Genomic DNA, 26983 nt, shown 5'->3' with positions numbered 1-26983 from the left:
TCGCACCAGCCCCAAGACGCGTCTGACACCTACACGCCGAGGGCTCGGACCACGTCAAGCGCCTCAGTTGCCTGGCGGCGGCCATCTAGGTAGAGGTGCAACAGGCCCTCGCCGTCCGAACCCGAAGTGCTTCCGACGGTCACCGGCTCGCTCGGGGCGATAACGGCGATCTTCTCCTCGCGTTCGAGGCGCCAGATGCGCTCGCGCTGCTCGTTATAGCGTCCTGCTCGCGTGCGAAGCGCCTCGAGGTAGTAGGGGAAGTCGGAATAGCGGCGATCCGCAAGCGCCTGGAGCTCGTAGCCGCCCTTCTTCTTGTAGGTGCGGTCCTGCGTAAGCACAACGACTGCCGCGCGGGCGCCGTCCTCAAGGGCCCGCTCCACGGGAACGGAATCCGTCGTGCCACCGTCAAGATAGCGCCCACCCTCGGTCTCGACGATACGCGAGATGACAGGCAGCGACGCGGACGCGCGAATCTTCTCGATATCCTCCGGCAGGCTCTTGACCTCGAGATACTTCGGCGTACCAAAGACGATGTCCGACACGACGACCATGTAGCGGCTTCGACGCGCAGCAAACGTCTCGTAATCGAACGGATCGATCTCATCCTGGATCTTGTGATAAAGGAAATCCGCCCCCGCGATGTCGCCCGTCGTGGCAAGCGACTTGAATCCCATAAAACGCGAGTCATCGCGAAAAGCCAGCGTCTCGCGCATGTAACGTCCCTGCTGACGAGAGAGGTAACTCGCGGCATTGATGGCGCCCGCGGAGACGCCCCACACGGTGTCAAAGCCATAGACGCCCTGCTCCATCAGCACGTCAAGCACGCCGGCGGTGAAGATGCCTCGCATGCCGCCTCCCTCAAGCACGAGGTCAACGCCCGTGGAGGGAGCTCCCATCGCGTTCACGCCCGCTCCGGACGCGCTCTTATCTCCCCTGTTGAACAAGCTAAACGCCATGATGCCTCCTCCGATGGCGCCGCGAGCGCCCGAGTATCCGTTGGTTTTGGTTATACCCGTTCGCCTTACATAATCTCGGCCATGCATCGACAAGCTCCGCAAAACACCACCGCCGAGAAGGACGCGCCGCAGAAGACGGCGCGGACGCAAGCAGTCTCGCGACGGCGGACGGTACGAACGCAGGCGGCTTCGCGACGGCGGACGGCGTGGACGCAAGCAGCCTTGCGACAGCAGACACAAGCCACCGCGCCGCCGCGCGGCATGAAAAAGCCCCGCCCGCGAATCGCGGACGGGGCGCAACAGACATGGTGGAGGCGCGGAGGATCGAACTCCGGTCCAGAACAGTCCCCTGGCAGGTGTCTCCAAGCTCAGTCACCGATTAAGTCTCGGATGCGTCACACTCCGTGACCCGCGCTCTGCATCCCAGCTGGTTCAATCTTATCGAGCGGCATACCAACGACGTCCGCACGAGCATCTCCCTAAAATGACGTCTCCGTGGGAGCAGGAGAAACCCCCACTTCGACGGCCGCTAATTAATTAAGCAGCGAGGGCGTAAGAGCCCTGGAAAGAGTTGTCGTCAATTCAATTTGACGGTACCCCTGTTTAACGTGGCGAGGAGACCACGGCTTGCTGCCCACCTCAGGACCACCCTGTCGAAACCAGTCGCCCCCACGGGTGTGGACGGGGACTCGGCACGGGTCTTGCCCGGCCGCTGGCCACCATGCGAGTTGACAAAGAACAAGTGGCACCGAAGCGCCAAGGCAAGCGCACCACGGACGCGGCACCTAAGTGCCATACGAGGCGCACCGCCACACGCGACCCAAGAAGTCGCGCGGAGTGATTCTACCCAGAACTAGGCGAGCGCGTCCACCATCTCGACGAGGTCGCCAAAGGTCTCAGGAATCTCCTCGCCGTCGAACTCGATGCCAAACTCGTCCTCGCAGGACATGATCGCCTCGGCAATAGCCAGGCTGTCAAGTCCAAGGTCGGTAAGCTTGGTATCAGGCGTGACCTCGATGTCCTCGAGGCCGTCCTGCTCCTTAACGATCTTGACGATGCGGTCAAACGTGGACTCTTCGGCCATGGTGGCCCCCTTCTCGCCTGGGCCCGCAGGCCCCTGGTTGACGCGCCTAACTATACCCATGAGCGCCGCCCGCGCACGCGGCAATCGCCAAATGGCGAAGGCGCCGGCGAGCCGCCGCGCGCGGAGACGGCCACACCCCAAGCGCTAGCGGTTGCGCTCCTTAAGCGTACGCGCGATCTCACGGTCGACGTCGCGCTTCGCCATGTCCGCACGCTTGTCGTAGAGCTTCTTGCCTCGAGCGAGGCCGATCACGAGCTTTACGCGATTGTGTTCGTCAAAGTACATTTCGAGCGGCACAAGCGCCATGCCCTTGGTACGAAGCTTGCCGTCAAGGTAGTCGATCTGCTTGCGGTGGAGCAGGAGCTTTCGTTTGCGGTCCGAATCAACGTTGAAAATCGAACCGTGGCTGAACGGGTGGATGTGCACGCCATGCAGCCAGCACTCGCCGTTGCGGATGAGGCAGAACGAGTCCGTGATCTGGCACGCGCGTTCGCGCAGGCTCCTCACCTCGGTGCCCTTGAGCACGAGGCCCGCCTCGAAGGTCTCCTCGATCGCGTACTCATGGCGCGCCGACTTGTTGCGAGCAATGCTCTTACGCTCGCGCTTCTTAGGCATCGGCATTATAGTCACTCCCCATAACCGGCAACGTCAGTGTCGCGAATCATCTCGAGGAGCGACTTCACCGCGGGAGACCCCACAAGGTCGCGCGCGCGGACGGTGAGGTTCGTCGCAAGGCTGCGATCTCGCTGCGAGGCGGCCTCCGTCGCACACGAGAGCAGGCAGATCACCACGTCGATGTTCGCACCAGTAGGCAGGCCCTGCTCGGCAAGAACGCCCTCAGCCTGGTCGTCCGTGAGGAGATCCGGATCAGACTGGGTGCCCTTCACACGCGAGAGAAGGCCGTCGAGCACGTCATCGCTCCAGTCGAGCCTGCGAGCGCAGCGCAGGCACGCGGCCGCGGCAGCATCCGCGCCGGTGTCCTGGAAGTGCCTGGCGAAGTTGCAATAGGCACGCACAAGGTGGCGCACGTCGCTCGCACGCTCGAAGACCGAGTAGGTCAGGCCCAGGTACTCGTCAAGGTCACCGTTGGTGCGATAGAGCTCGGCGAGGTCAAGGCGATAGGCGCAGTCAACGGGATTCCAGCGCACGGCCTGGCGGAGGGCCTCCGTCGCGCCGGCGTAGTCGCCCTCGCTCACAAGAACGAATGCGAGATCGGCATAGAGCCGGTCGAACGGCTCGCCCACGTCATGCAGCTCGCGCGGATCCCCCTCGATGCGGCGATAGCAGAGGCGCTCGAACGGCGTGGGGAAGCTGAACCACTGCTCGTCCTCGTTCGCGACGCAATTGCGGTCCGCGTACTCCTCCGCATCGTCAGCAAGGCGTTCTAGCAGCTCAACCGCAAGTTCGCCCTCGCCGGCCGCAATCAGGCCCTCGGCGGCCTCGAGCTCTTCCGTCAGGTTAGTGCGTTCGCTCATTTCGTTTCCTTTCGCGCCGCGCCCGAAGCCCGGCAGAGAGAGCCCGCGCCGGCGTTGCCGCCTTTCGCGAGCGCAAAGTCTATCTGGCCCTTCTCGGGCGTGCACCCGGAGACCGTGGCGGCGACGCGCTGGCCCAAGCGCCAGCTCCTGCCAGACGCCTCTCCGGTGAGGCACATCCTACCCTCATCGTAGGCGAACCATTCCTCGCCAAGAGCGCGAACGGGCAGAAGGCCTTCCGCAAACGTCTCGTCAAGACGGACGAAGAGCCCGTAGCTGGCGACGCCCGTCACGACGCCCGAGTAGCTCTCGCCAACGTGACCGGCCATAAGCTCGGCCATCTTGACCTTCTGGCTCTCGCGCGCGGCGGCGTCCGCAACTCTCTCGCGGTCAGAGCAGGTACGGCAGAGCTGGGGCATGAGGGTAGCGGCGGACTTGCGCGCGCGCTTATCGAGGCCCGCGTCTCCACCGTGCCCCATAAGCGCCTTAAGCGCGCGATGCACCGTCACGTCAGGATAGCGCCTGATAGGAGAGGTGAAGTGGCAGTACGCCTTAGCCCCCAGCGCGTAGTGGCCATCATTTCTAGGGAGGTAGATGGCACGCTTCTGTGCGCGCAGGAGGAGCGCGTTCGCAGGCGCCTCGGCCGGCGTTCCCTCCGCTCGGTCGATCAACGCCTGAATGACGAACGGGTCTCCCGAGACAAGCTTCTCGGTTTCGCCCGCGCGAAGCAACTCGAGCTCACGCAAGACGGGCACCGTCGCCATGAGCGGGTCCTGGGACGGCTGCTCATGCACGCGGAAAGCGCAAGGCAGCTCTTCCTCGTGACCCGCAAGCATGTCCGCAACGACCTCGTTCGCCACGAGCATGGCCTCCTCGACAAGCGAGGTGGCTCGAGTCCGCGCGCGCACGGAGACTCCCGTCGGGTGGCCTTCGTCGTCGAGCTCCACCTTCGCCTCGACGCTATCGAAGTCGATCGAGCCACGCTTGCGGCGGACTTCACGGCGCCTCGCCGCAACCTCGTCAAGGGCGCGGAGCACCTCTGCCACGGCATTCGCCGGGACGCCCTCCTCGCACGCGAGGACACTTGCATCCGCGCGCCCCTCGAGTACGTCATCGACCTCGTCGTAGTTAAAGCGTGCCTTCGAGTGAATCGCCGAGCAACACGCGCGGGACGCACGAATCCTGCCCACGGCGTCGAGGTCGGCAAAGACGCTCATGACAAGGCGGTCTCGACCAGGCATGAGCGAGCAAACGTCGTCGCAGAGGCGCTCGGGGAGCATGGGAAGCACGCGATCAACGAGATAGGTCGAGCAGGTACGGGCGCGAGCCTCCAGGTCGATGGAATCGCCCCAGCGCACGTAGTGCGAGACGTCGGCGATGTGGACGCCCAGACGGTAGCCGCCGCCGGCAAGCCTCTCGCAAGAAACGGCGTCATCGAAGTCGCGCGCCGTAGCCGGGTCAATCGTGACGCAAAGCAAGTCACGCAAGTCCTCGCGCCAAGGCTGTGCGGCGAGCACCTCGGCCGCGTCCTCATGAATCCCCTCTGCCTGCTTCAGCGCGGACTCGCCAAAGTGCGCCGCGAGACCGTTGCTCGCGATGATGCGTTCGATGGGAAGGTCAAGGCCGTCAGGCCTACCAATGCGGCGCTCGAGCGTAACCACGCCGGCCTCATAACGAGCGGGGTACGTGAGGATGCGCGCCTCGACCACATCGCCCTCGGCAACGCCCAGGGCCTCGGCGCTCTTATCGTCTGGCAAGACAAAGAAGTCGCGACGGATGCGCTCGTCGAGCGGCACCACGGCACCCAGCGGACCCGCGACCTCGAAGGTTCCCACGAAGCGCTCGCAAGCTCGATGGAGCACCCCTTGGACCACAGCTTGAGGGTCACCCAGGCCACGATGCACGAGCACGACGGTAGCCTCGTCGCCATCCATTCCTTCGCGAAGACCGCCGCGAGCCACGAGGAAGGTCCCTTCGGCAGTCTCGACCGTGGCTGATCCGGGACGCGCGACGTGGAGCGTTCCCGCTAACGCCGCATGCCGGCCCCGCGTGGGACCGGCATGCTTCGCAAACGACTTTTTATGACGCTTGTGGGCCATCTAACTCCCTAGACCTTGAGGTAACGCCTCATGGCGATCATCGAGCCAAAGAGACCAATGATGAGGCCCATGGCGACGAGCAGGCCATACGTGGAGAGCGTCGCGTGAGTCGACACCGTGAAGCTGAGGAACGAGATGCGCTCGGCAAGCATCGGCAGGCCGAAGCGGCGGATGACCTCGAGCGCAGCGATGGAGAGCACGGAGCCGAAAATGGCCTGGAGCACGCCCTCCATGAGGAACGGCCCACGAATGAAGCCGTTCGATGCTCCCACGAGACGCTGAATCGCGATCTCGCGGCGGCGCGCGGAGATGGAGAGGCGAATCGTGTTGTTGATGAACACGAAGGCCACGAAGGTGAGCAGCACGACGAGCACGAGCGTGATGATGCGAATCCAGTTCGTGACGGTAAAGAGGCGCTCGACGGTGCCCTGGCCGTACTGGACCTGGTCAGCGGGATCAGAGGTGGTGCCGTCGTCGGACTTGGTGACGTCTGCGACCTTGGCGAAGTCGCTATCGGAGCCAAGGCGCTTTGCCACGCCCTCGACGTCCTGCGGGTCCTTGAGCTTGATGACGAGCGAAGCCGGAATGGGATTGCGGTCATCGAGCGCGGCCACGGCATCGGCGGCGTTGCGCTTCGTCATGGTCTCGCGATACTCGGCGAGGGCGTCGTCCTTGCTCTTATAGGTAACGGAGTCGACCTCATCCCAGCCCTCGATCTTGGTCTGAAGGGCGTCGACGTCAGCGTCGGCCGCATCGTCAGAAAGGAAGGCCTGGATGGTGACCTGGTCCTCGACGGTGCCAACCATGCCATCGAGCAGCACGGAACCCATCGCGAACAGGCCGATGATGAACAGAGACAGGAAAATCGTCACGACGGCGCCAAAGGTGGTGGAGCCGTTGCGCACGAAGTGATGCCCCGCCTCGCGGAGCGAATAACCAAAGTTAGACGGCGCCATAGTAGCCGTAGCCTCCCCTCTCCTGGTCACGAACGACGTGGCCGGCCTCAAGCGCGATGACGCGCTTGCGCATGGTGTCAACCATCTGGCGGTCATGCGTCGCCATCAGGATCGTGGTGCCCGTGCGGTTGATTCGCTCGAGCAGCTTCATGATGCCCAGCGAGATCGCCGGATCGAGGTTGCCCGTGGGCTCGTCGCAGACGAGCAACGGCGGGCGGTTGACCATCGCGCGGGCGACGGAGACGCGCTGCTGCTCGCCGCCGGAGAGCTGGTCGGGGTAGACATCCATCTTCTCGCCCAGGCCGACAAGGCGAAGCACCTCGGGGACCTGCGCCTTAATGACGGAGCGCGGCTTGCCGATGCACTCGAGGGCGAACGCCACGTTGTCAAAGATCGTCTTGTCGGGCAGGAGCTTGAAGTCCTGGAACACGCAGCCGATCTGGCGACGGAGGTACGGCACCTTCCAGTTACGCATGGAGGTGAGGTCCTGGCCGGCGACCATGACGCGGCCGTGGGTGGGCTTGAGCTCGCGAGTGATGAGCTTGAGCAGCGTCGACTTACCGGAGCCAGAGTGGCCCACGAGGAAGACGAACTCGCCCGCGTAGACGTCGATGTCGACGTTCTCGAGCGCCGGCTTGTTGGGCTGTGCCGGATAGACCATGGAAACGCCCTGGAACGAGATGACCGGAACGCCTCCGGCATTCACCTGCGAGGTGTCCTCCTCCTTGGTGATGGGGGCGAAGGTCGTGGTGAAACCGGCCTCTGAGCTCGGGTCAAACGAGGTGCCAGCATCGGAGTCGAACGAGGCGCCAGCAGTGAAGTCAGCACTGGGCATAACGTCGAGGCCGTCAGCGTTAGCAAACGGATCCGCGATCTGAGAGGCGATGGAACTCATCTTCTGAGGCGCCGGCATAACCGGCGGCTGATAGGCGGTTCCCTGGGTGGCAGGCTCGGCGGGAGCCTGATAGGCAGGCTCAACAGGGGCCTGCGGAGGGGTGGCCTGCGTCGCATCAGATGCGACGTCGGGCTGCGAAACGTACGGCGTGGCGACGTCAGGCTGCTGACCGTCCATGCCGTCCTGTCCCTCGCTGCTGCGGAAGTGGTTGGCCACTTATTGCTCCTTTTTTCGCGCGATAGGAAGGCAGATACGCGCTCCATAATAGCAAAGCCGAGGTTCGCCCCACAGAGGCCACACACGATGTTTCCCCTCGGCACACGCTTTATGCAGCTTAAAGGCCCCGCCGCTCGAACTAAAGGCCCCATCACTCGGACGCGCGCCACAAAAAAGCGCCCCCGAGTCACACTCGGGGGCGCAGGCAAATCACTTTGGCCCGCCTTTAGGCGTTCTTGACCTTCTCCCAGTCAGCGTTGAAGGACGCGAGGCCCTTGTCAGTGAGCGGGTGGTGCACGCACTTCTTGAGCGCGGCGAAGGGCACGGTGGCGATGTCGGCGCCGATGAGGGCAGCCTGGGTCACGTGGTTGGGGGTACGGACGGAGGCGGTGATGATCTCCGGGCCGTCCTCCTGCTCCCAGTAGCCGTAGTCGTAGTTCTTGACGCAGGTAACGACGGTGTCGAGCTGCTCGATGCCATCATCTCCGATGTCATCGAAGCGGCCGACGAACGGCGAGATGTAGCGAGCGCCGGCACTGGCAGCGAGCAGGGCCTGCGGGGCGGAGAAGATCAGCGTCATGTTGACGCGGATGCCCTCGGTGGCAAGCACGTGGGTCGCAGGCAGAGACGCCTCGCAGATCGGGAGCTTAACGACGATGTTCGGAGCGATGGCGGCGAGGCGACGGCCCTCGGCGATCATCTCCTCGGTGGTCTCGGCCGTGGACTCGGCAGAGACGGGAATGTCCTTGCAAATCTCGCAGATCTTGGCCATGTGATTCTCGAAGTCCGCGAGCTTGCCGCCCGTCTTGGCGTAGAGAGTCGGGTTGGTGGTGACACCGGCAAGGATGCCCCAGCTCTCAGCCTCGCGAATCTCGTCGAGGTCGGCGGTATCGATGAAGAACTTCATGCGGATCCTCCCAATTCATCTCGCTGTTACGTCTCTTTGGTGACAGTGGGACCTGGGTCCGTCGCATCGCGAGCAGACCAGCTTGGCTCCGCCCTCCCCCTTGGCGAGCGAAACCAGCCCTCGATACTATAGCCCCAGGGCTCCTAACCACATGTTAAATGTATGCGTATTGGGAGTCATTTGCTAGAGCATGTCGGTAAACGGCCAGGTAGAGCGCTAATTATCTATTTTCGTTACGCGATTAACCAAACGCGTATACTCTTGATTTGTTCAGCGCAATGATTGTCAAGAAGTATTTGACGTTTTCCGCCAGCGTAGGCGAAGGCTTCTTGACCGTTACGGAGGAGGCAGACATGGCCGCAGGAAGGGTCACGATCGTCGACGTTGCGAAACTCGCGGGAACTTCGACGGCGTCAGTCTCCTATTACCTCAACGGCAAGCTCGAGAAGCTTGGCGCCCCCACCCAGCAACGCATTGCGGCGGCAATCCGCGAAACGGGTTACGTGCCCAACGCTCAGGCCCAGGCACTCTCTGGCAAGCCAACCCACGTTATTGGCCTCGTGCTGCTCGACAACACGAACCTGTGGGCCGGCCAGATCCAGAGCGGAGTCGAGAGCGTCGCACGTGATGTGGGCTTCCAGACCGTTGTCTGCGGCACCAATTTCAGCCGCAAGAACGAGCAAGCCTGCGTCGAGAAGCTGCTCTCGCTTGGCGTTGACGGCTTTATCATCCAGCCCACGTCGAACTTCAAGGCCATTCACGACCGCGTCCGCAGGGCGGGACGGCCCGTGGTCTTCTTCGACTGCGATACGTTTGACCTCTCCACCAGCTGGGTTAAGGCAAATCTTTACGATGGCGTCTACACTGCGATTCAGACCTGCATCGAATCGGGCTACGACCGCTTTGTGAGCGTTGCCGCGCCCTCTACGCAGATGTCGCTCCGCACGCGCATCGAGCGTTCGAGCGCATTCTCAGACGTCCTTTCCGCGCACAACATCGACTACACCGAGATTCCCATCGACCATGATGGGCCCTCGGTAACGGAGCTTTACGAGAAGTTCAAGTACACGCTCTCCCCCGCGCATCGCACGCTCGTCTTCGTCCAGAACCAGTGGGCCCTCTCCCGCGTTTTCCAAGCCCTCGAAAACAGCCGCGACCTCATGCCAGACAGGATTGGTCTTCTAGGCCTCAACTGCACGGAGTGGACCGCCCTCACGACGCCCTCGATATCGACGATCATCGAGCCGGTGCGCCAGGAAGGCCGCCTCGCCTGCCAAATGCTGCTAGAACTCCTGGACAACGAGGACGCACGCCCCAGGCAGGAGATCCTCTCCTGTCGCACGAGGTGGATGGCCTCCACGCTCTAGCTTCACCGCGAGGATTGCCACCGCGCGACCCACCCCCAACCGCGAGGATTGCCACCGCGCGACCCACCCCAACATCGCCCGGAACAGAAAAGGGGCGCCAGGCATATGCCCGGCGCCCCTCGGCTTACCTAGTGGCTTTCGTCAGAGACTAGAGAAGGCTCTTGACGGTGGCCTCGAGATCAGCGGCGGTGAGCTTGAACTCCTTCTGGAGCCAATCAGCGGTGCCCACCTGGCCGAACTGTTCGACGATGCCGTGACGCTTGAAGGGCACGGCAACGGCGTTCTCGGCGAGGACGGACGCGACGGCATCGCCCAGGCCACCGATGACACCGTGGTTCTCGAAGGTCACGATGGCCTTCTTGCCCTTGGCCTCGGAGAGGATGAGCTCCTCATCGAGCGGCTTGATGCAGAACATGTCGATGACCTCGGTGGAGATGCCCTGCTTCTCGAGCTCCTCGGCGGCGTCGAGGGCGTCGGAGACGAGGCGGCCGGCGGAGATGATCAGCACGTCGGAGCCCTTGCAAAGGACGTTGCCCTTGCCGACCTCGAACGTGGAGCCCTCGGCGTAGACGTTGCGGATGGCCTTGCGGTCGCCGCGGAAGTAGTTGATGCCAGGCATGCCGGCGCAGGCCTCGACGACCCAAGCCATCTGCACGGCGTCAGCGACGTCGAAGACGCGAGCGCCCGGAATGGTGCGCATGATGGCGACGTCCTCGAAGGAGGTGTGGGTGCCACCGTTGGCCGCGACGGAGAAGCCGGGGTCAGAGCCGTACATGTTGATGGTATTGTGCGCGTAGGCGCCAGAGAGGAAGACCTGGTCGAACGCACGACGCGCGATGAACGGCGCGAAGGTGTGGACGAACGGGATGTAACCCTCGGAAGACATGCCGGCGGCAACGCCCATCATGTTGGCCTCGGAGATGCCGCACTCGATGAAGTTGTCCGGGTTGGACTCCTTGATCTTGAGGGAGTTGCTGGCACCGCCAAGGTCGGCCTCGAGCATCATGATCTTGTCGTTCTCAGCAATGAGCTTCTGGAGGGTGCCCATAACCACATTGCGAAGGTCAGCGCCGGTGGCGCTGCGGTCCTCAGCGAGCTTGAACATTAGGCGATCTCCTCCTCAAGCTTCTCAACCTGGGCGTTCAGGGCGTCAACGGCATCCTGGGCGGTCTTCTTGAGCTCAGGCGTGTTGAACTTGGGAGCGTGGTTGCTCTCCATCTCCTCGAAAGCCTTGACGCCAGCGCCCTTGACGGTGTCGAGGACGATGCAGAGGGCCTCGCCCTTGTGCTGCTTGGCCTCGGTGATGGCAGCGTCGACGGCCACGACGTCCTGGCCGTTGACCTTCTGGGTGTAGAAGCCGAAGGACTGCATCTTGGCGACGTAGTCGAACGGGTTCATGATGTCCTTGGTCCAGCCATCAAGCTGACGCTTGTTGTCGTCGATGAAGACGATGAGGTTGTCCATCTTGTAGTTGGCGATGTACTGGAAGGCCTCCCAGCACTGGCCCTCGTTGAGCTCGCCGTCGCCCACGATGAGGTAGGTGTAGGCGTCGGAGCCCTTCTTGGCGAGGGCGGTGGCGATGCCGGCAGCGGTGGAGCAGCCCTGGCCGAGGGAGCCCGTGGTCATGTCGACGCCCGGGGTCTTGGTGCGGTCGGGGTGGCTCGGCAGGTTGGTGCCGCCATCGTTAAGGGTGAACAGCATGTCGCGGTCGAAGAAGCCGCGCTCGGCGAGAACCGAGTACCAGGCCGGGCCGGCGTGGCCCTTGGACAGCACGAGGCGATCGCGGTCCTCCCACTTGGGGTTCTTGGGATCGTGCTTGAGCTGCTTGCCGTAGAGAACGGCCATGACCTCGACGATGGAGAGCGAGCCGCCCAGGTGGCCGTAGCCACGGTGCAGCAGCATCTCGACGACGTCGCGGCGAACCTTAGCCGCCAGCAGTTCGAGCTCCTTCTGCTCCTTCTCTTCCATGAGACTCCTTTGGTCTAATGGTTACCGACAGAATTAAACGTTGCTTTTCCAGAGGAACGTCGCGCTCAGTGTATCCCATGCGGCACCCCTCGCCATCGCTCTTTTGGAAGAAATTTCGATAAAGCTGCAGGTGAAAGGCTTAACAAAGCCATCAATTACATAGAATTGCCGCGAAAGCAGCGAGGGGCGCCACCGCATCCGCGGGCAGCGCCCCTCATCTGTTTGCCTTCCGTTTTCAAGGACCGGCGCACGCGGCCTTTCCCTCGGCCGCGCCGGCGACCTCTTGCCCGATGCCCGCGCATCGCCACGTCAAAGGTCTACTGCCTCAGGCCTTCGTCAATCACGCTCGCAAGCTGCCCGGCGTCCGCAGCGGCGTCAAGAAGCTCGCGAATGCGCTCGTCCATGATCATGGCAACGGCGCGCGAGAGGAGATTGAGGTGGGTCTCCCCCGCCTCGTCCTCAGGAATCAGCAGCGCGATGACCGTACCCGCGTCGGAATGGTCGTACGAGGGCCATGACAGCGGCTCGGCCAGCGTCACGGCAATGACGCCGGGGCGCTTCACAACGGGAGACTTGACATGCGGAATCGCGAACCCGCTCACGAAGCCCGTTGCGCCCAAAGCCTCACGCTCGAGAAAGGCCTCATACACGGCGTTGGCGTCATCGGCAAACCCGAGCTCGACCGCCTTCCCGCTCAATCGCGCGAGAAGCTCCTCCCTTGAAGCCGCCTTTGCCCCATACAGGACCTGCGACGCGTCCATGCCAACCGTCATCTAATCATCCATCCCAGCGTTCACCAGCCAAATATCCGAGATTCAGACTAGTTGGCAGCGGCGCGCGTCTCGTCGATGATCTTGCGGACGGCGGCGGCGTTAGCGGCGATCTCCTCCTCGGAACCCTTAGTAAGCAGGCCACCCATGCCGGCGCAGTCGATGCCCTTCTCGATCCACTCGTGAAGGTTATCGAGGTTAATTCCGCCAGAGGCCATGAGCGGCATCCAGGGCGTCGGGGTCTTGAACAGGCCAACGAGGCTCGGACCATAGACGTTGGAGATCGGGAAGCACTTGACGAAGGCGGCGCCGGTGGCCAGCGCGTGGTTAGCCTCGGTCATCGTGGTGCAGCCAGGCGCATAGGGAATCTGATACAGGTTGCAGATCTCGGAGACGCCCTCGGAGTAGCAGTTGGCAACGATGAACTGGGCGCCGGCCATGATGGCCATGCGGGCGGTCGCGGGATCCATGACGGTACCCGCGCCGACGATCATCTCGCCGCCGAACTCCTCCTTGATGGCGGCGATGACCTCGCCGGCGTTGGGCAGCGTGTAGCTGACCTCCATGGCCTTGACGCCGCCAGCGAGTAGGCCGCGAGCGATCTCGAGGCCGCGCTCGATGGTGGGAACGCGCACGACGGCAAACGCGCACGTGTCGTAAAGGGCCTGAGTAATGGCTGCCTTCTGCATCTTCATGATTGACTCCCCTATCCTTGCCCGCGCGCCTCCCCTTCGATGACGCACGGATGGCTACCCGTGTCGCGAACGCGCCCGTGGCTTGCAATTCAGGCGTGCCGCATACGTCAGGCTCCGATGAGCGCCCTGGCTTCGGAACCCTCCGTGGTGTTACTCGTGGCTGATACCGTAGTGGTCGAGCATCGCGATGATCTTCTCGTCGATGCCGTCAGCGACCTCGTTGACCGGGAAGCGGGCGGGGCCGACGGGATAGCCAGCGAGTTCGAGCGAGCGCTTGAGCGTCTGAGGCGTGGAACCGAGGTGAAGGATGTCGCGAATCGGCTCGACCTCAGCCTGCAGGCGCTGGGCCTCGGCGTCGTCAGCGGCTTCGAGGGCCTTCCAGAGGTTGACGACGACCTCGGTGATGAGGTTGCCGGTGCCCGCGATCGCACCCGTGGCGCCAAGCGCGTGGGCGGCGGAGATCTTGCCGTCAGATCCCACGATCACGTCGACGTCGTGGCCAGCGGAGGCCTCGATGTAGCTCTTGAGGTTCTCCATGTCGCCGGAGCTGTCCTTTACGCCGCGGACGTTGTCGATCTGAGCGACCTCTGCGACGACGGAGGCGGGAATGTTCTTGCCCGTGGACTTCGGGATGTTGTAGAGCATCACGGGAATGGAGACGCTCGCGGCGACGGTCTCGAAGTAGCCTTTGAGCTGGTCGTCGCTGATGCCCATGAAGTACGGGTTGATGACGGAGAGAGCGTCGGCGCCGATGGCCTCGGCGCGCTTGGACATCTCGACGGCATCGTGCGTGGAGCAGGCGCCGGTACCCACGTAGACGGGCACGCGGCCGGCGACCTTCTCGATCACGAACTTGGAGAACTCGATGCGCTCGTCCGGGGTGCAGACGTGGAACTCGCCGTTGGAGCCAAAGGTGAAGATGCCGCTCGCGCCACCGGCGATGAGCTTCTCCACGAGCTGCTCGCCCGCCTCGTAGTTGATCGACTGGTTCTCGTCACGGTTGAACGGGGTGACCATCGGCACGATGACGCCGCTAAACGTTGCCATGCTTTCTCCTTCTCACTTGGCCTGGCGCTCGCGAGAGTGCTCGGCCAACCGGTCTGCGCTTGACCTGGCGCCCGACAGGAACCGGCCATGCGAATTAACTACTACTTGTGCTTCTTTACGTGATGACGAGCCATGCACTCCTCGATCTGGCCCTCCAGGTCATCGAGCGTGTCCTTCATGAAGGGCCTCGTGATGCCCACGTACTCGTAGCCCGCAGGATGGGTGACCCAGCTACCCCAAAGGAGCAGTCTGAGCGAGGAACCCTGATGCACGATCGAATAGCCCTTGATCTGCTTGTAGGGAACGACGACGGCCTTTGTTACGTCGGCCTTCTCGTAAATCGTGAGCTCGCTCGTGCCAAAATCGCAGACGCCGACGTGCGCGGCGTACTTGCCAAGCAAACGGCCCATGCGCTTCGAGATGAACCAAACGGCGGTGATGGCGACAACCACGACCAGCAACAGCGCGATGTTTCCCGTGACGTCTGCAAGCGCGTAGGCGCAGACCGCCGCGAACAGGATGGCGAAGACGAGAACAAGCAGGCCCAGCCCACACACGAGCAGGCGGGTGCGGTCTTCCTCGATCCTCAGCTCAACGTCACGTTCCTGCTGGTTGTCTTTGTCGGCCATGAGATAGCTCCTAGGTCAAAGGGCGCGGCCCCGGGAGAGGCGACGCGTTGTGCCACCCCGGGGCCGCTAGAACGGCAGATCTTAGGCGAAGAAGTGACCGATCTCGTAGATGATCGAACCGACAATGTTGTAGTCAACGTTCGGGAAGGAAGCGCCAGCAATTCCAAGCTGGGCGAAGGCCGGGTAGAGCACGAGCGGGCCAGCGCACAGGAAGATGCCGACCAGGAAGGAGCCGAGGAAAGCGCCCTTCCAGCCACCGTAGGCGTAACCGCAGACGCCGCAGGTGCCGCCAGAGAAGAAGCAGATGCCAGCAGCCGGGATCATGATGGTCTCGCTGTGGAAGGCGACCATGAGGGCCATGGCGACGAGGCCGCCGAGGAAGGAGCCGATGAAACCGATGATGACGGCGTTCGGGGCGAACGGGAAGATGGCGGGGCAGTCAACGGCCGGGCGAGCGTCGGGGATGAGCTTCTCGGAGATGCCGACGAAGGCCTCGGTGATGGCGGCGATGAACTGACGGACACCGTAGATCAGGACGGACATGCCGGCAGCGAACTGAAGGCCAGCGAGGAACGGCCAGATGAACCAAAGGTCATTGCCGAAGTAGGACGTAAAGGCCTTGCCGGAGGCGAGCTCATCACCGAAGTGGCCAGTCACGAGGCAGGCAATGGTCACGATGTAGAACAGAACAATCATGAACAGGGCGACGGAGAACACGAAGTCCTTGAAGAGCTTGAAGAACTCGGGGAGCTGCTTCTCCTCGGCCTGGGGAGCATCAAGCTCGCCATCGGCGCTCTTCTTGGCGAAGAGCTTGCCCACGTAACCGGCGAAGGCATAGCCGATGCAGTTGAAGTGGCCGATAGCGATGGAGTCATCGCCAACGAGCTTGTTGACGAAGGGCTGGCAGAGCGTCGGAAGAGCGGCGCCGCAGAAGCCGAGGATGACGCCGCCGAGAATGACGGTGACTATGAACGGGGCGCCCAGGGAGATGAAGACGAGGGCGAGGACGCAGGCGAAGTACAGGAAGTGCTGGCCGGTCAGGAAGACGGCCTTGAACTTCGTGAACTTAGCGAAGACCAGGTTCATGATGAAGCCCAGAACCATGACCATGGCAACCTCGGTGCCGTAGGTCTGGAGAGCGAGCGAGGTCGCAACCTCGACCTGGGTCACAACGCCGGAGACCTGGAAGGCACGGCTGAACATGTCAGAAAAGACGGTGACCTGGGAGCTCATGGCACTGGAGCCGATGTTGAAGACCATAAAGCCAATCATGGTCTTAACGGTACCGGAGAAGACGTCCACCGCGGACTTCTTCTGCAGCAGGAGACCGACGAGGGCGATGACGCCCATAATCACCGACGTGTCCCTGAGCTGCGCGAGAATGGCATCAAGCATGTTGATTTCCTCTCAGCTGATTTGGACAAAACTACCTAACGGACGGGCTCTGACCCATCCGGCTAAGCCGAAACGATTTGTGCGATGGGTCCGGCGGCCGCAAACTTTGGGCGTTACGCACAAGACTTGCGGCGCCGGATGGCCTCAGACGCCTACTTGGCGTCGTGCTCCTGAACCCAAGCGGTGAGCTTCTCGGTGATCTCACCCTTGTTCACGATGTTCGTGATGCCCACGGCAGACGGGACGCGAGAGTCATGGGAGAGCTCCTCGGTGAGGTCGCTCATCGTGATGACGAGGTCACCGTTGAAGCCGTTGATGGAGTCGAGGTTGCCGTGCTCGGTCTCGATGGGGAGGTTGTGCTCCTTGATAACCTGATCGCACTTGATCTTGAGCATCATCGAAGAGCCCATGCCAGCGCGGCAGCAGACGAGTGCACGATACATTTGTTACTTCCCTTCCTTAGCATGGACGAGGTCCATGACATCCTGTGGCGTGTTGGCGGAGTCAAGCTGATCGAAGAAATCCGGGTCAGCAAGCAGCTCGACGAGGGACTGCAGGGCGCTCAGGTGCGCGTCGCTGTCCTTGGCCGCGAGCGGGAAGAGGTACTTCACCGGGTCGTTGGCCTCGGAGCCAAACTCGACGGGCGTCTTCAGCGTGACGATGCCGATGGCGCTCTCGAGGGCACCGCACTCGGGGCGCGCGTGCGGAAGGGCGACGTGCTCGGTCAGCACGAAATAGGGGCCCAGCTCCTCCTTGCCCTTAATGATGTCGGCAACGTAGCCCTCGGTCACCTTGGCGCCATCGACCATGGGCTGGGTGGCCTTGTAGATGGCATCTTTCCAGTCGGCAGCCTCAACGTTGAGCTGCACCAGGCTCGGATCAAGAAGATCGCTTAGCATCCGTTCGCCCTCCTTTATTGACGCGCATTTACGTCTTATGAACGTTACGCAGACGATTTTTCCACACCCATCGGTATCAGGGCGACTATTTTTTTACGAACGGTATTCACGTCGCCAAGCGACTGTGTTTTAACCGCGACCGGTAGTATTTTGGCAGCTAAACAACGCTTTTATCTCGAATTACATAGTTCGTCGTTTTGATAATTCGACAAATTATTTATAACTTCCGTTCGTATACTTAGTTCGTCTCGCACATAAAAGAATATTCATTCTGCCGTTCACCGATTTATGAATCTGGTCGTTGTGTTTTATGGTTGTTCTCTCGTAAACTCACCCCTGTGCCGATCAAATAGATCGGAATGATCAACGAACCCCTAGAACGTTCATAAAAGGAGAGCTGACCCCATGCGAAGGAGCAATGCGTTCGTAGCGGCAAGACGAGACGCCATCATGGCTCTCCTCGAGCGAGACGGGCAAGCAAGCGTGGCGGAGCTGGCAGAGCACTTCGAGGTGTCGCAGCTCACAATCAGGCGTGACCTCGACTGGCTCGAGAGCCGCCATGTCCTGTCACGCCAGCATGGAAGCGCCTCCCTCCTCAATCCACTTGGGCGCCCATCAGGATCCCAGCGCGTCAGAGCCAATCGAGCCATCGCCCGAGAAGCGGCAAAGTACGTCTGCGACGGCGACTGCATATTCATCAACGGCAGCTCGACAGCTCTCTCCATCATCGATTTCATTGAGGCACGCGACGTCACCGTCGTCACCAACAACGGCAAGGCCCTCCTCATGGGCGAGCACCCCGCTCTCTCCATCCTTCTCACCGGAGGGGAGATTAGGCCGCCTCGCGCCTCAATGACGGGAGAAATCGCTATGGATAACGTGCGGCGCATCCGTGCGAAGAAGTGTTTCCTCGGCTGTACCGCCATCTCTGTCGCCGATGGCATAACCTCCGCAACCGCCCCGGAGCCCGTCGTCAACGCGCTCATGCTTTCCCAATCAGACGAGCACTTCCTCGTGGCAGATTCTTCGAAGATTGGCCGGACCTCAAGCTTCCCGTTTGGCACGGTCGATGACATCGATACCCTCATCACCGACACCGGCGCAACCCCTGAGGAGGTCTCCGCGTTTCTAGCCCATGGCGTAAGCAGGGTCATCCGCGCCGAGCCCGGCCTCGAGGTTGATGCAGACGAAATGCCGGGGCTGCTTTAAGCCTCGCGGCGGGCGCCCCCGCGCGCCAACGATTACCACGTACGAGCAAATCCGCCTCGGGCATTTCGAATGACAAACTGAAGGAGTCCCATGGTTCAAGAGAACGACCTTCGCTGGCGACCCGTCATCATCTTCGATTTCGACGGCACGCTCGCGGACACGGAGGGCTACATCGTCACCGCCGCAACGCAGGCACTTTCCGAAGCAGGATTCACACCCGAGCAGATGGGCGACGTGAGCCGTGTTGTCGGCCCTCCCTACCCCGGTGCCTTCGCAGCCATCTATGGCGTTAGCGAGGAGGAGGACCTCGCCATCACCAAACGATACTTCGAGCTCTATGACTGGAAGAATCCCGCAAGCCACGAGCTCTACCCCGGAATGCGCGCCCTTTTGGAGGACCTCACGAAACACGGGAAGAAACTTGCCATTGCAAGCTCTAAGACCCGGATGAGGCTTGGCTTCTGCATTGAGGATCTTGGCCTAGACAGCCTCTTCTCTTGCGTCTTTGCCAAGGAGGATGTCGAGGGAGGAGGAAAGGCCGAGCTCATCCGCATGGTCATGGAGAAGCTCGGCGCTAGCGCCGATCAATGCGTCATGATCGGCGACCGCTTCTACGACATTCAGGGCGCCCGCGCCGCGGGCACGGCAAGCATCGGTGTCACCTTTGGCACGCACAAGCGTGCTGAGCTCGAAGAGGCCGGTGCAGACGCCGTGGTGGACTCCATCGATGAACTACACGAAGTCCTGCTGGCATAAGCTTTGGGCGGCCCCGTACTGCGGGGCTTTGCTCGCCAAACACACATACGTGCCAATACATACGTGCCAACGCGATACAAGAACGCGCCCTGAACCCATTTGGTTCTGGGGCGCGTTTGCTAGTCTGTTTGCTAGTCTTATGGTCTAGGGCGCGTTTGCTGGCCTTTTAGTTCCGGGGCGCGCTTACTGGTCTTCGCCAGCAATGCTCGCAGGCTCTTTGCCACCCACAGCCCAGCGATGATACGCAACGACAAACGGGTCGAGATCGCCGTCAGACAGCACGGCATCGACGTTACCCGTCTCGCATCCCGTCCGAAGGTCCTTGACCATCTGGTAGGGATAAAGCACATAGCTGCGAATCTGGTTGCCGAAGCCAATCTCCGTCTTAGGTCCGCGAAGCTCGTCGAGTGCTTCGGCACGCTTCTGAAGCTCGAGCTCATAGAGCTTCGAGCGGAGAATCTGCATACACGTAGCCTTGTTCTGAATCTGGCTGCGCTCGTTCTGGCACGTCACGACGATACCCGTAGGCAGATGCGTGACGCGGACGGCGGAATCCGTCGTGTTGACGCCCTGACCACCGGGACCACTCGCATGGTAGACGTCCACGCGAACCTCGCCGGGATCAATCTCGACCTCGATGTCATCTGGCAGAACCGGAAGGACCTCAACGCCTGCGAAAGTGGTTTGCCGGCGCTTCTTGGCATCCGTCGGAGAGATGCGGACAAGGCGGTGCACGCCCTGCTCGGCACGCAACATGCCATAGGCGTTCTTGCCGGACACGGTGATCGTAGCGCGGTCAATGCCGATCTGCTCCGCCGCGGGAGCATCGTTGATGGTGACCTTCCAGCCACGTCGCTCACAGTAGCGCAGATACATGTGCAGCAGCATGCTGCACCAATCCTGCGCCTCGAGACCGCCTTGGCCAGGCGTTATGTTGACGATGGCATCACCACCGTCGAGCTCGCCCGTAAACCAACTCGCGAGCTCGAGCTCAGAGAGGTCATGCTCAAGGGAGTCGAGGTTGGCCTCGCACTCCGCGAGCAAGTCCTCGTCCCCCATCTCCTGTCCTAGCTCCCAGGCGGCACGGGCATCCTCGAGCTTCGCATGCGCGGCGTCAATGCCTGCGACATCTTCCTTCGCGCGGGCAAGCTTCGCCATCGTCTCGCGAGCGGCGTTCGCGTCATCCCAAAAACCGGGCTCAGCGCTCTGACGCTCAAGCTCGGCCACCGTTCCGCGGGCCTCCTCCACATGGAGATAGCCCTCGACCTCGGCTAGTCTGCTTTCCAGAGCATCGATTCTCTCGTTTGCGACCTCAGACACTAGCGATTTCTCCCGTGGCAGTTCTTGAACTTCTTGCCGCTGCCGCAAGGACAGGGGTCATTGCGGCCAATGCCCACATAGGGATCAGGGTCGTCCGCCTTGCGGTAGGTATGCGGCTTGGCATCGGAGGCCTTCGGCGAGGGAGCCGCGGCGTCACGACGCTCTGCGCGAACAGCGGGAGCCGTCCGCTTCGCTCGAGAGATGGTGGAAGTACGGGCACCGGAATCGCCATCGACCTCAGCGGGACCAGAGTAGCGCGCGCCCTCGAGGGCAGACGGAGCCATCTGCGAGTTCTGGGCGGACACGGTGTTGCGACGAATGTGCAGCATCGTACGGAGGAAGTCCTCATACATCGTGTCGACGAGCTGGCTGAAGGCGGCGTATGCCTCCTGCTTGTACTCGACGAGAGGATCGCGCTGGCCAAAACCACGAAGGCCGATGCCCGTCTTGAGATAGTCCATCTCCTGGAGATACGTCATCCAACGCGTGTCGATAACGCGCAGCATAACCTGGGCCGCGAGGCGCTGGGTAATCTCCTCGCCAAGGTCCTCGGTGCGCTTGGCATAGAGGCTCTCGACGTACTCGTCCATGACCTTCACGACGTCTGAGGTGTCAGCCTCACGAGAAAGCTCGGGCAGGCCGTCCTCTCCAGTGAGCTCCTTGACCCAGGAGCGAAGACCATCGAGATCCCAATCCTCGATAGCAGTGCCCTCGGGACAGAACTCGCGGACCTTGCGCTCGACGGTCGCACTCGTGACCTCGCTGATGTGCTCAGTCAGATCCTTGCCGTCGAGAATCTTGTTACGCTCCTCGTAAATGACCTGACGCTGCTGGTTCATGACATCATCGTAGTCGAGGACGCTCTTACGCATGGCGTAGTTGATTTCCTCGACCTTGCGCTGGGCACCTTCGATGGCCTTGGAGACCATCTTGGCCTTGAGAGGCATGTCAGGCGGCATGTCATACTTCGCCATCATCGCGGCGATGCGATCCATACGATCGGCGCCGAAGAGGCGCATGAGGTCATCCTCGAGGGAGAGATAGAACTGCGTCTCGCCGGGATCGCCCTGGCGTCCGGAACGGCCACGAAGCTGGTTATCGATGCGGCGGCTCTCATGACGCTCGGTGCCAATAACCGCAAGGCCGCCGGCAGCAAGGACGCGCTCGCGCTCTTCGGCACAAGACTCCTTGGCCCTCTTATTGGCATCTGCAAGCTGCTCGGGCATAGCAGAATCCTCGGTGAGGCCCTCCTCGGCAAGAAGCTGGCTGGCAAGCTCAACGGGATTACCGCCAAGCAGGATGTCCGTGCCTCGACCCGCCATGTTGGTGGCGATGGTAACGGCGCCCTCGCGACCAGCTTGGGCAACGATCTGGGCCTCGCGCTCGTGGAACTTAGCGTTAAGGACCTCGTGCCTGATGCCGCGCTGCGTGAGCATCTTAGAGAGGCGCTCGGAGCTCTCGATGGAGACCGTGCCGACCAAGACGGGCTGACCCTTGGCGTGGCGCTCTTCCACATCGGTTGCGACGGCCTGGAACTTATAGTCAACGTTGCGATAGATGCGGTCATCGTGATCGACGCGGATCACCGGCTTGTTGGGCGGAATCTCGGTAACGGGAAGCTTGTAGATCTCGCGGAACTCCGCGTCCTCGGTCATGGCGGTGCCCGTCATGCCAGAGAGCTTGTCGTAGAGGCGGAAATAATTCTGGAGGGTGATGGTCGCCAGCGTCTGGTTCTCCTCGCGAACAAGCACGCCTTCCTTTGCCTCGACAGCCTGGTGCAGGCCCTCGGACCAGCGCCTGCCCTCCATGATGCGACCCGTAAACTCATCAACGATCTTGACCTCGCCGTCGAGAACGGCATAGTCCTTGTCGCGATGGAACATGTACTGGGCCTTCAGCGCCTGCTGGAGGTGATTGGCGAGCTGGCCAGAGAGGTCGGAGTAGATATCTGCGCCAAGGCGCTCCTCGATTTTGCGAAGGCCTTGCTCAGTCGCGGCGATGGTGTGCTTCGCTTCGTCCATGATGTAGTCACCATCGGGCTCGGGCACGGGACCACCCAGCGGATCGCGCTCGGGCTCCTCGGCTCGAACGAGGCCGCGAACCGCGCGGGCAAAGTCCTTGTAGGTATCAGCGGACTTCGTGCCAGCGCCGGAAATGATGAGCGGCGTACGAGCCTCATCAATAAGGATGGAGTCGACCTCATCGACAATCGCAAAATTGTGGCCGCGCTGCACGCGCATGGAAGCGCGAGTAACCATGTTGTCACGCAGGTAGTCAAAGCCAAACTCAGAGTTGGTGCCATACGTAACATCGGCCGCATAGGCGGGAGCCTTGTCAGCGAGAGGCATACCGTTCTGCAGCAAGCCAACTTCAAGGCCAAGGAAGTTATAGAGCTGACCCATCCACTCGGAGTCACGGCGAGCAAGGTAGTCGTTCACCGTGACAATGTGAACGCCTTTGCCAGAAAGGGCATTGAGATAACCGGCAAGCGTAGACACGAGGGTTTTGCCCTCGCCGGTCTTCATCTCAGCAATGGTTCCCCTATGAAGCGCGATGCCACCCACGACCTGCACGTCGAAATGACGCATGCCAAGGACGCGATCCGAAGCTTCACGAGCACAGGCGAACGCCTCGGGAAGGAGATCGTCCAGCGTCTCACCTTTATCGAGGCGCTCGCGGAAAAGCACGGTCTGGCCCGAAAGCTCCTCGTCATCCATCTTCGCGAACTTGTCTCCAAGCTTCGCGACCTCATCGGCAATAGCGTTGTACTCCCTCAGCTCCTTATCAGAGCCAATGGACAAGATCTTCGAAAAGAGACCGGCCATGTCGTTCCCCTATTGTCTTCCGGGTCCACGCGGGCGAGCATGCCCCCAGCATTCTTTTTAGTCAGTATTTACTTTAGCCGTTGCTCGCCCATGCGTCAGGCGAGCAATTCCGCACCACAATATGCGCACCCGTTCTCGCCGCGTGCGGGGCTGCCCCTGCGCGCCTCCCATATCAATCGGGTTTCTTCCGCCAGTTTGTGATTGGCTACGGCTTTTTGGGCCAGGACGCCCCGAGTCAGTCATCCAAGAGCCGATCTATCGACCCTTGCTCCAGAGGTAGCCCCAACTTCCATCCTCACGTTTTCGCGAAACCACTTCGATTGCCGTTCGTCATTGAGCCTTAGCGCCGCCTCAGACCCTTTGAGCATCGCATCCACATAGCGCTGAGACAATTCCTCGTGTCGGCGTCTGTACTTCCCGTCCGGATCGCTAACAGGCACGTAGGAACCTCCGCGGTAGAGGCCCTCAAGTTTGAGGCATAGGGCTACCACCTCGGTTTCCGGCAGACCACCACCTACAATTAGCCTTGCGAGACGCTCGAATTCGTCGACGTCGCACCGAACCAACGTTTCATCAAGCCAAATTCGACCCTGACCACTTGCTATGTAGTCAATCTCCCCCGCAACCTGGCCACAAGCCGCACGCAAGGCGCTCAGCACGCTATAGAAGCTCTCCCTACCTCGAATAAGATCCATTTCGGGCCAGAGCTGAACGATTGCCTCCGCCCGAGACATCGTATGCCCCGGAGTCAGAGCGAGCATGGCAAGAAGATCACGGGCCCTTCTCCTTCTCCATGCGCCCTCCCGTATCTTGACGCCTCCCCTTCGAGCCGAAAACCCTCCCAGCACATTCACGTCAAGAACAGGATCGCCGCCAGGATCGAGCCCATCCGCAAACGGTATGGTTGAGTTTTGCGGCGACGCATGAAATGCGACGCTCGCGTCACCTTGTCCCACGCACGATGGCTCTCCATTAGGCACCCATGATGGCGGCAGCTCGCGTAGAATGCGCTGCCCCACGGCCCCGTCATATTTTGCCAAATAGGAGACAAGCACTTTGCTGCTTAGACTTGGGGTAGTTTCTCCCATTTCGTCGATAAGCGTTGGCACGCCTTCGGCGTCTCTTCGCCCCAGAGCTTCGTGCAGTCTATCCAGCAGCACTAAATCCGAACTCGCTTCCGAGGTGCTAACTTCCCACGCCGAGCCCAAGTCGCCGCTTTCCCCGAACTTCAGCAACGTTGCGCGCTCCATAATGCGGGCAACAACAATTGCTTTTTCATCTCCCGCGGTCTTTGCATACCCAAATGCTGCCGCAGCATGGACATGGGCGCGTCTGAAACTCGCCGACGCGAAATCCGATAGACACCCCGCGATGTTTGCCCACGAAGCAGCCCGCCACTCTCCTCGCACAGCATAGCTCGACGCACAGCGATCGCTCTCAAGCGAGCCGTCAGCACTTCCGGAGAGAAGCCGCGCTGCAGAGAGGACAAGATGCGTCGAATTCCTCATCTGGGGCGGCACGTCGCCGGCGAGCAACTCCTCCGCTCGAGCAACGGTCGCCGCGTCTCCAAGGTTTGGCGGATCCCCAACTATTTCGCGCGCTGCCTCGAAATAGATTGCGAGGACCGCCGAGAACACAGAGGGATCGCTGGATTCAGCAGCATCATTTTTCGCAAGCAGCATCTCCCTAAACGCTTCAACAAACGACATATCGAATCCAAGGGAGAGCGCCTTTCCTATAAGAGCGAGTTTGCCCACTAGAGGATGGCTTGACGACATGGAAGAATCAAACCAACTGGGAGATAGTGTGCCGCCCTTTTCGGACCGACAGCGATGCATCGCCTCCAGTAGTTTGATTTGCTGCTCATGAATCTTGGCACGCTCGCCTGAAATCATGAATCCGGCAGCCGCATCAGCAACGCCAGAAAAGTCCTTCCCTACGCCGAAGAGCTCAATGATTCTGGCGGCAGCGCACATCCTTGGATCGCGGCCTGAGGCGAGCACGGTCCTTACTACTGTCCCAGTAAGTCCAGCATCAATCATTTCGAGCGGATACTCACCGACAAGGGACTTAAGGATGCGTTGGTCACTTGATGCAAGGGCGATTGCACTTGCCCTTCTCATCTTTCCGTTGGCGGCAAGATGCTTCACTAGAGATGCAATTAATTCCTCATTGCCTTTTTCGCGTTCAATCAACGCCTTTGCCACAACGGAGTCTTCGCACGGGACAACGTCGAATCGGTCATTTCTTAGGTCGATACCAAATAGAGGACACGTCTCGGCAATTTCAGCCAGAATGTCGCCTGAAACCCTAATCCCAAGAGAAGGCAGATTAGATAGCTCCCCCTTACCGAGAGCGAGAAGGACAAGGCGGAGTTCAAGTTCCTCCTTAATCAGGCTAGAACGCAAAGCATTAGAGAATAGGTCGGCAACGCAACGATTCCAATAAGAGCCCGAAGGAATGCGTCCAGGATAAACTCGCGTGACTCGAAGGTTCGAGATGAGAGAAGGAATGCCGTGAGTACAACGCATGACATCCTTAGCCGAGAGCCCACCCAACATGGGCTCCCAAGCAGACAGCTCTCTATCATCGACAATTAAATCGCCAGCTCTAACAACCCTACAAGGCGGTAGGAACTCGAGAAGAGACTCAGAATCCTCGCGAAGAACGATTAAAACAAGGCAGTTACCAAATGCAGCCGAGCATATTGTTCGCGTGATTCTTCCAAAATATGGATCTTCCATCCCCCAAAGGCCGTCGATGACCAGAAGCTGACCGCAGGCGCCGTCAAGAGACAGGCGAGCCACGCTCTCTTTCACTCGGGCTCGCAATTTACGGCAAGCCGTATCAGGAGAAATCCCGGCAAGGCGGATGCAAGTAGTCTCATACCCAGACGCAGAAAGCGAACCAATGAGCTGGGAAGCGAGAACATGCTTCCCCAAGCCTTTTTCAGAGGAAAGAACAAGGAGCCGATCGCGCGCCAAAGACCCCAAAAGATCTGCAACCAGACGAGTTCGCTCGACAATAGACAGGGAAGAAGCTGATTGAGAAGAAGATTTCTTTCTCCCTCTTCCCCTACCCTCTTTCACACCAACAGTCTCTTCGCCGGAAGAAGCCGAGCAGGCAACGACTTTATAGCCGCAAGCACCGTTATCGTTCATTGGAGTCCCTCCTATAACAAATTGGGACTCGAAGACTACAACCGCGAGTAAACAATATTGTCCACTGAGCCTAATTAAACCCGTAAGCGGTTGTCAGGCTCTCTGCATGAATAAATGGCCGGCCTCTTTTACCAGGCATTTGCCAAAAACTAACGAGAAGATCTGGCGAAAAATAGAACAATTACTACCGGTGAACGGTGAACGGTATCTTTAATCATGATAAGAAAAGACATAAACCCAAGTCGGCACAGTCCGGCGACAAGGAATATCAAGAGGTGCTAATCATAACCACCCTTAAAAAGGGTGGTTTGCTCTTAGGGTATAACCCACGGGCCCCGGGCTCGCGTCTAAAGGCGC

Annotated in this window: 23 protein-coding genes and 1 other RNA gene; 3 read left to right on the top strand and 21 right to left on the bottom strand. The window is 60.8% G+C overall.

Annotation, left to right across the window (positions count from 1 at the left end; translation table 11 throughout):
* Positions 1-29 precede the first annotated feature (29 nt).
* From Q0H23_RS06735 to Q0H23_RS06695, 9 genes are all read right to left on the bottom strand, one after another.
* Complete coding sequence (locus Q0H23_RS06735) at positions 30-956, bottom strand: patatin family protein (RefSeq protein WP_293836879.1); 927 nt, start codon at positions 954-956, stop codon at positions 30-32.
* A 306-nt stretch (positions 957-1262) separates the two neighbouring features.
* Positions 1263-1627, bottom strand: a transfer-messenger RNA (tmRNA) gene (ssrA, locus tag Q0H23_RS06730).
* Between the two features lie 182 nt (positions 1628-1809).
* Entirely contained in the window at positions 1810-2040 is a 231-nt protein-coding gene (locus tag Q0H23_RS06725; RefSeq protein ID WP_293836877.1) for a phosphopantetheine-binding protein, read from the bottom strand.
* 144 nt (positions 2041-2184) lie between these two features.
* The gene (gene smpB, locus Q0H23_RS06720) at positions 2185-2655 is read right to left on the bottom strand and encodes an SsrA-binding protein SmpB (RefSeq protein WP_293815347.1); all 471 of its coding nucleotides are present in this window, start codon (positions 2653-2655) and stop codon (positions 2185-2187) included.
* 11 nt (positions 2656-2666) lie between these two features.
* Positions 2667-3515: a hypothetical protein gene (locus tag Q0H23_RS06715; RefSeq protein ID WP_293836875.1), complete on the bottom strand. Its 849-nt coding sequence runs from the start codon at positions 3513-3515 to the stop codon at positions 2667-2669.
* Entirely contained in the window at positions 3512-5611 is a 2100-nt protein-coding gene (locus tag Q0H23_RS06710) for a VacB/RNase II family 3'-5' exoribonuclease (RefSeq protein ID WP_293836873.1), read from the bottom strand. The genes Q0H23_RS06715 and Q0H23_RS06710 overlap by 4 nt, the downstream gene beginning before the upstream one ends.
* 8 nt (positions 5612-5619) lie before the next feature.
* Entirely contained in the window at positions 5620-6567 is a 948-nt protein-coding gene (gene ftsX, locus Q0H23_RS06705) for a permease-like cell division protein FtsX (RefSeq protein ID WP_293836871.1), read from the bottom strand.
* On the bottom strand, positions 6554-7678 hold the full coding sequence (gene ftsE, locus Q0H23_RS06700) for a cell division ATP-binding protein FtsE (RefSeq protein WP_293836867.1): 1125 nt from the start codon (positions 7676-7678) through the stop codon (positions 6554-6556). The genes ftsX and ftsE overlap by 14 nt, the downstream gene beginning before the upstream one ends.
* 226 nt (positions 7679-7904) lie before the next feature.
* Positions 7905-8585, bottom strand: coding sequence for a transaldolase family protein (locus Q0H23_RS06695; protein ID WP_293836865.1), 681 nt, complete (start codon positions 8583-8585; stop codon positions 7905-7907).
* Positions 8586-8938: 353 nt separating this feature from the next.
* On the opposite strand from Q0H23_RS06695, the gene Q0H23_RS06690 reads away from it, so the two are divergent.
* Positions 8939-9952 carry a LacI family DNA-binding transcriptional regulator gene (locus Q0H23_RS06690; protein WP_293815315.1) on the top strand — a complete coding sequence of 338 codons (1014 nt, stop codon included), beginning with the start codon at positions 8939-8941 and terminating at the stop codon, positions 9950-9952.
* Between the two features lie 148 nt (positions 9953-10100).
* Here Q0H23_RS06690 and Q0H23_RS06685 read toward each other — a convergent pair whose 3' ends face one another.
* The 9 genes from Q0H23_RS06685 to Q0H23_RS06645 all read right to left on the bottom strand — a co-directional run bounded on the left by Q0H23_RS06685 (position 10101) and on the right by Q0H23_RS06645 (position 17355).
* On the bottom strand, positions 10101-11057 hold the full coding sequence (locus Q0H23_RS06685; RefSeq protein WP_293815317.1) for a transketolase C-terminal domain-containing protein: 957 nt from the start codon (positions 11055-11057) through the stop codon (positions 10101-10103).
* Positions 11057-11920 (bottom strand): transketolase, encoded by an 864-nt coding sequence (locus tag Q0H23_RS06680; protein WP_293815320.1) that lies wholly within the window; start codon positions 11918-11920, stop codon positions 11057-11059. Before Q0H23_RS06680 ends, Q0H23_RS06685 begins: the two co-directional genes overlap by 1 nt.
* A 317-nt stretch (positions 11921-12237) precedes the next feature.
* Positions 12238-12693: a PTS sugar transporter subunit IIA gene (locus Q0H23_RS06675; protein ID WP_293836863.1), complete on the bottom strand. Its 456-nt coding sequence runs from the start codon at positions 12691-12693 to the stop codon at positions 12238-12240.
* A gap of 47 nt (positions 12694-12740) precedes the next feature.
* Positions 12741-13385, bottom strand: coding sequence for a ketohydroxyglutarate aldolase (locus tag Q0H23_RS06670; protein WP_293836861.1), 645 nt, complete (start codon positions 13383-13385; stop codon positions 12741-12743).
* Between the two features lie 150 nt (positions 13386-13535).
* Positions 13536-14432 (bottom strand): dihydrodipicolinate synthase family protein, encoded by an 897-nt coding sequence (locus tag Q0H23_RS06665; RefSeq protein ID WP_293836860.1) that lies wholly within the window; start codon positions 14430-14432, stop codon positions 13536-13538.
* 101 nt (positions 14433-14533) lie between these two features.
* Complete coding sequence (locus Q0H23_RS06660; protein WP_293836857.1) at positions 14534-15061, bottom strand: hypothetical protein; 528 nt, start codon at positions 15059-15061, stop codon at positions 14534-14536.
* Between the two features lie 81 nt (positions 15062-15142).
* Complete coding sequence (locus Q0H23_RS06655; RefSeq protein WP_293836855.1) at positions 15143-16456, bottom strand: PTS ascorbate transporter subunit IIC; 1314 nt, start codon at positions 16454-16456, stop codon at positions 15143-15145.
* 152 nt (positions 16457-16608) lie between these two features.
* A complete protein-coding gene (locus tag Q0H23_RS06650; RefSeq protein ID WP_293815333.1) occupies positions 16609-16899 on the bottom strand; it encodes a PTS sugar transporter subunit IIB in 291 nt (96 codons plus the stop codon).
* A gap of 3 nt (positions 16900-16902) precedes the next feature.
* On the bottom strand, positions 16903-17355 hold the full coding sequence (locus Q0H23_RS06645) for a PTS sugar transporter subunit IIA (protein ID WP_293836853.1): 453 nt from the start codon (positions 17353-17355) through the stop codon (positions 16903-16905).
* Positions 17356-17760: 405 nt separating this feature from the next.
* Here Q0H23_RS06645 and Q0H23_RS06640 point away from each other — a divergent pair, with 405 nt between their 5' ends.
* Both Q0H23_RS06640 and Q0H23_RS06635 read left to right on the top strand, forming a co-directional pair.
* Positions 17761-18564, top strand: coding sequence for a DeoR/GlpR family DNA-binding transcription regulator (locus Q0H23_RS06640; protein ID WP_293815337.1), 804 nt, complete (start codon positions 17761-17763; stop codon positions 18562-18564).
* 90 nt (positions 18565-18654) lie between these two features.
* Positions 18655-19320: an HAD hydrolase-like protein gene (locus Q0H23_RS06635; RefSeq protein WP_293836850.1), complete on the top strand. Its 666-nt coding sequence runs from the start codon at positions 18655-18657 to the stop codon at positions 19318-19320.
* Between the two features lie 183 nt (positions 19321-19503).
* Here the strand turns inward: Q0H23_RS06635 and prfB are convergent, their stop codons facing one another.
* The 3 genes from prfB to Q0H23_RS06620 all read right to left on the bottom strand — a co-directional run bounded on the left by prfB (position 19504) and on the right by Q0H23_RS06620 (position 26626).
* Positions 19504-20640 carry a peptide chain release factor 2 gene (gene prfB, locus Q0H23_RS06630; RefSeq protein ID WP_293836847.1) on the bottom strand — a complete coding sequence of 379 codons (1137 nt, stop codon included), beginning with the start codon at positions 20638-20640 and terminating at the stop codon, positions 19504-19506.
* On the bottom strand, positions 20640-23465 hold the full coding sequence (gene secA, locus Q0H23_RS06625; protein ID WP_293836845.1) for a preprotein translocase subunit SecA: 2826 nt from the start codon (positions 23463-23465) through the stop codon (positions 20640-20642). Before secA ends, prfB begins: the two co-directional genes overlap by 1 nt.
* Positions 23466-23704: 239 nt before the next feature.
* Entirely contained in the window at positions 23705-26626 is a 2922-nt protein-coding gene (locus tag Q0H23_RS06620) for a hypothetical protein (RefSeq protein ID WP_293836843.1), read from the bottom strand.
* Positions 26627-26983 lie beyond the last annotated feature (357 nt).

The sequence above is a fragment of the uncultured Parolsenella sp. genome, assembly GCF_934660935.1.
Classification (GTDB): Bacteria; Actinomycetota; Coriobacteriia; order Coriobacteriales; family Atopobiaceae; genus Parolsenella.
This window is presented reverse-complemented; position numbering and strand designations above follow the sequence as displayed.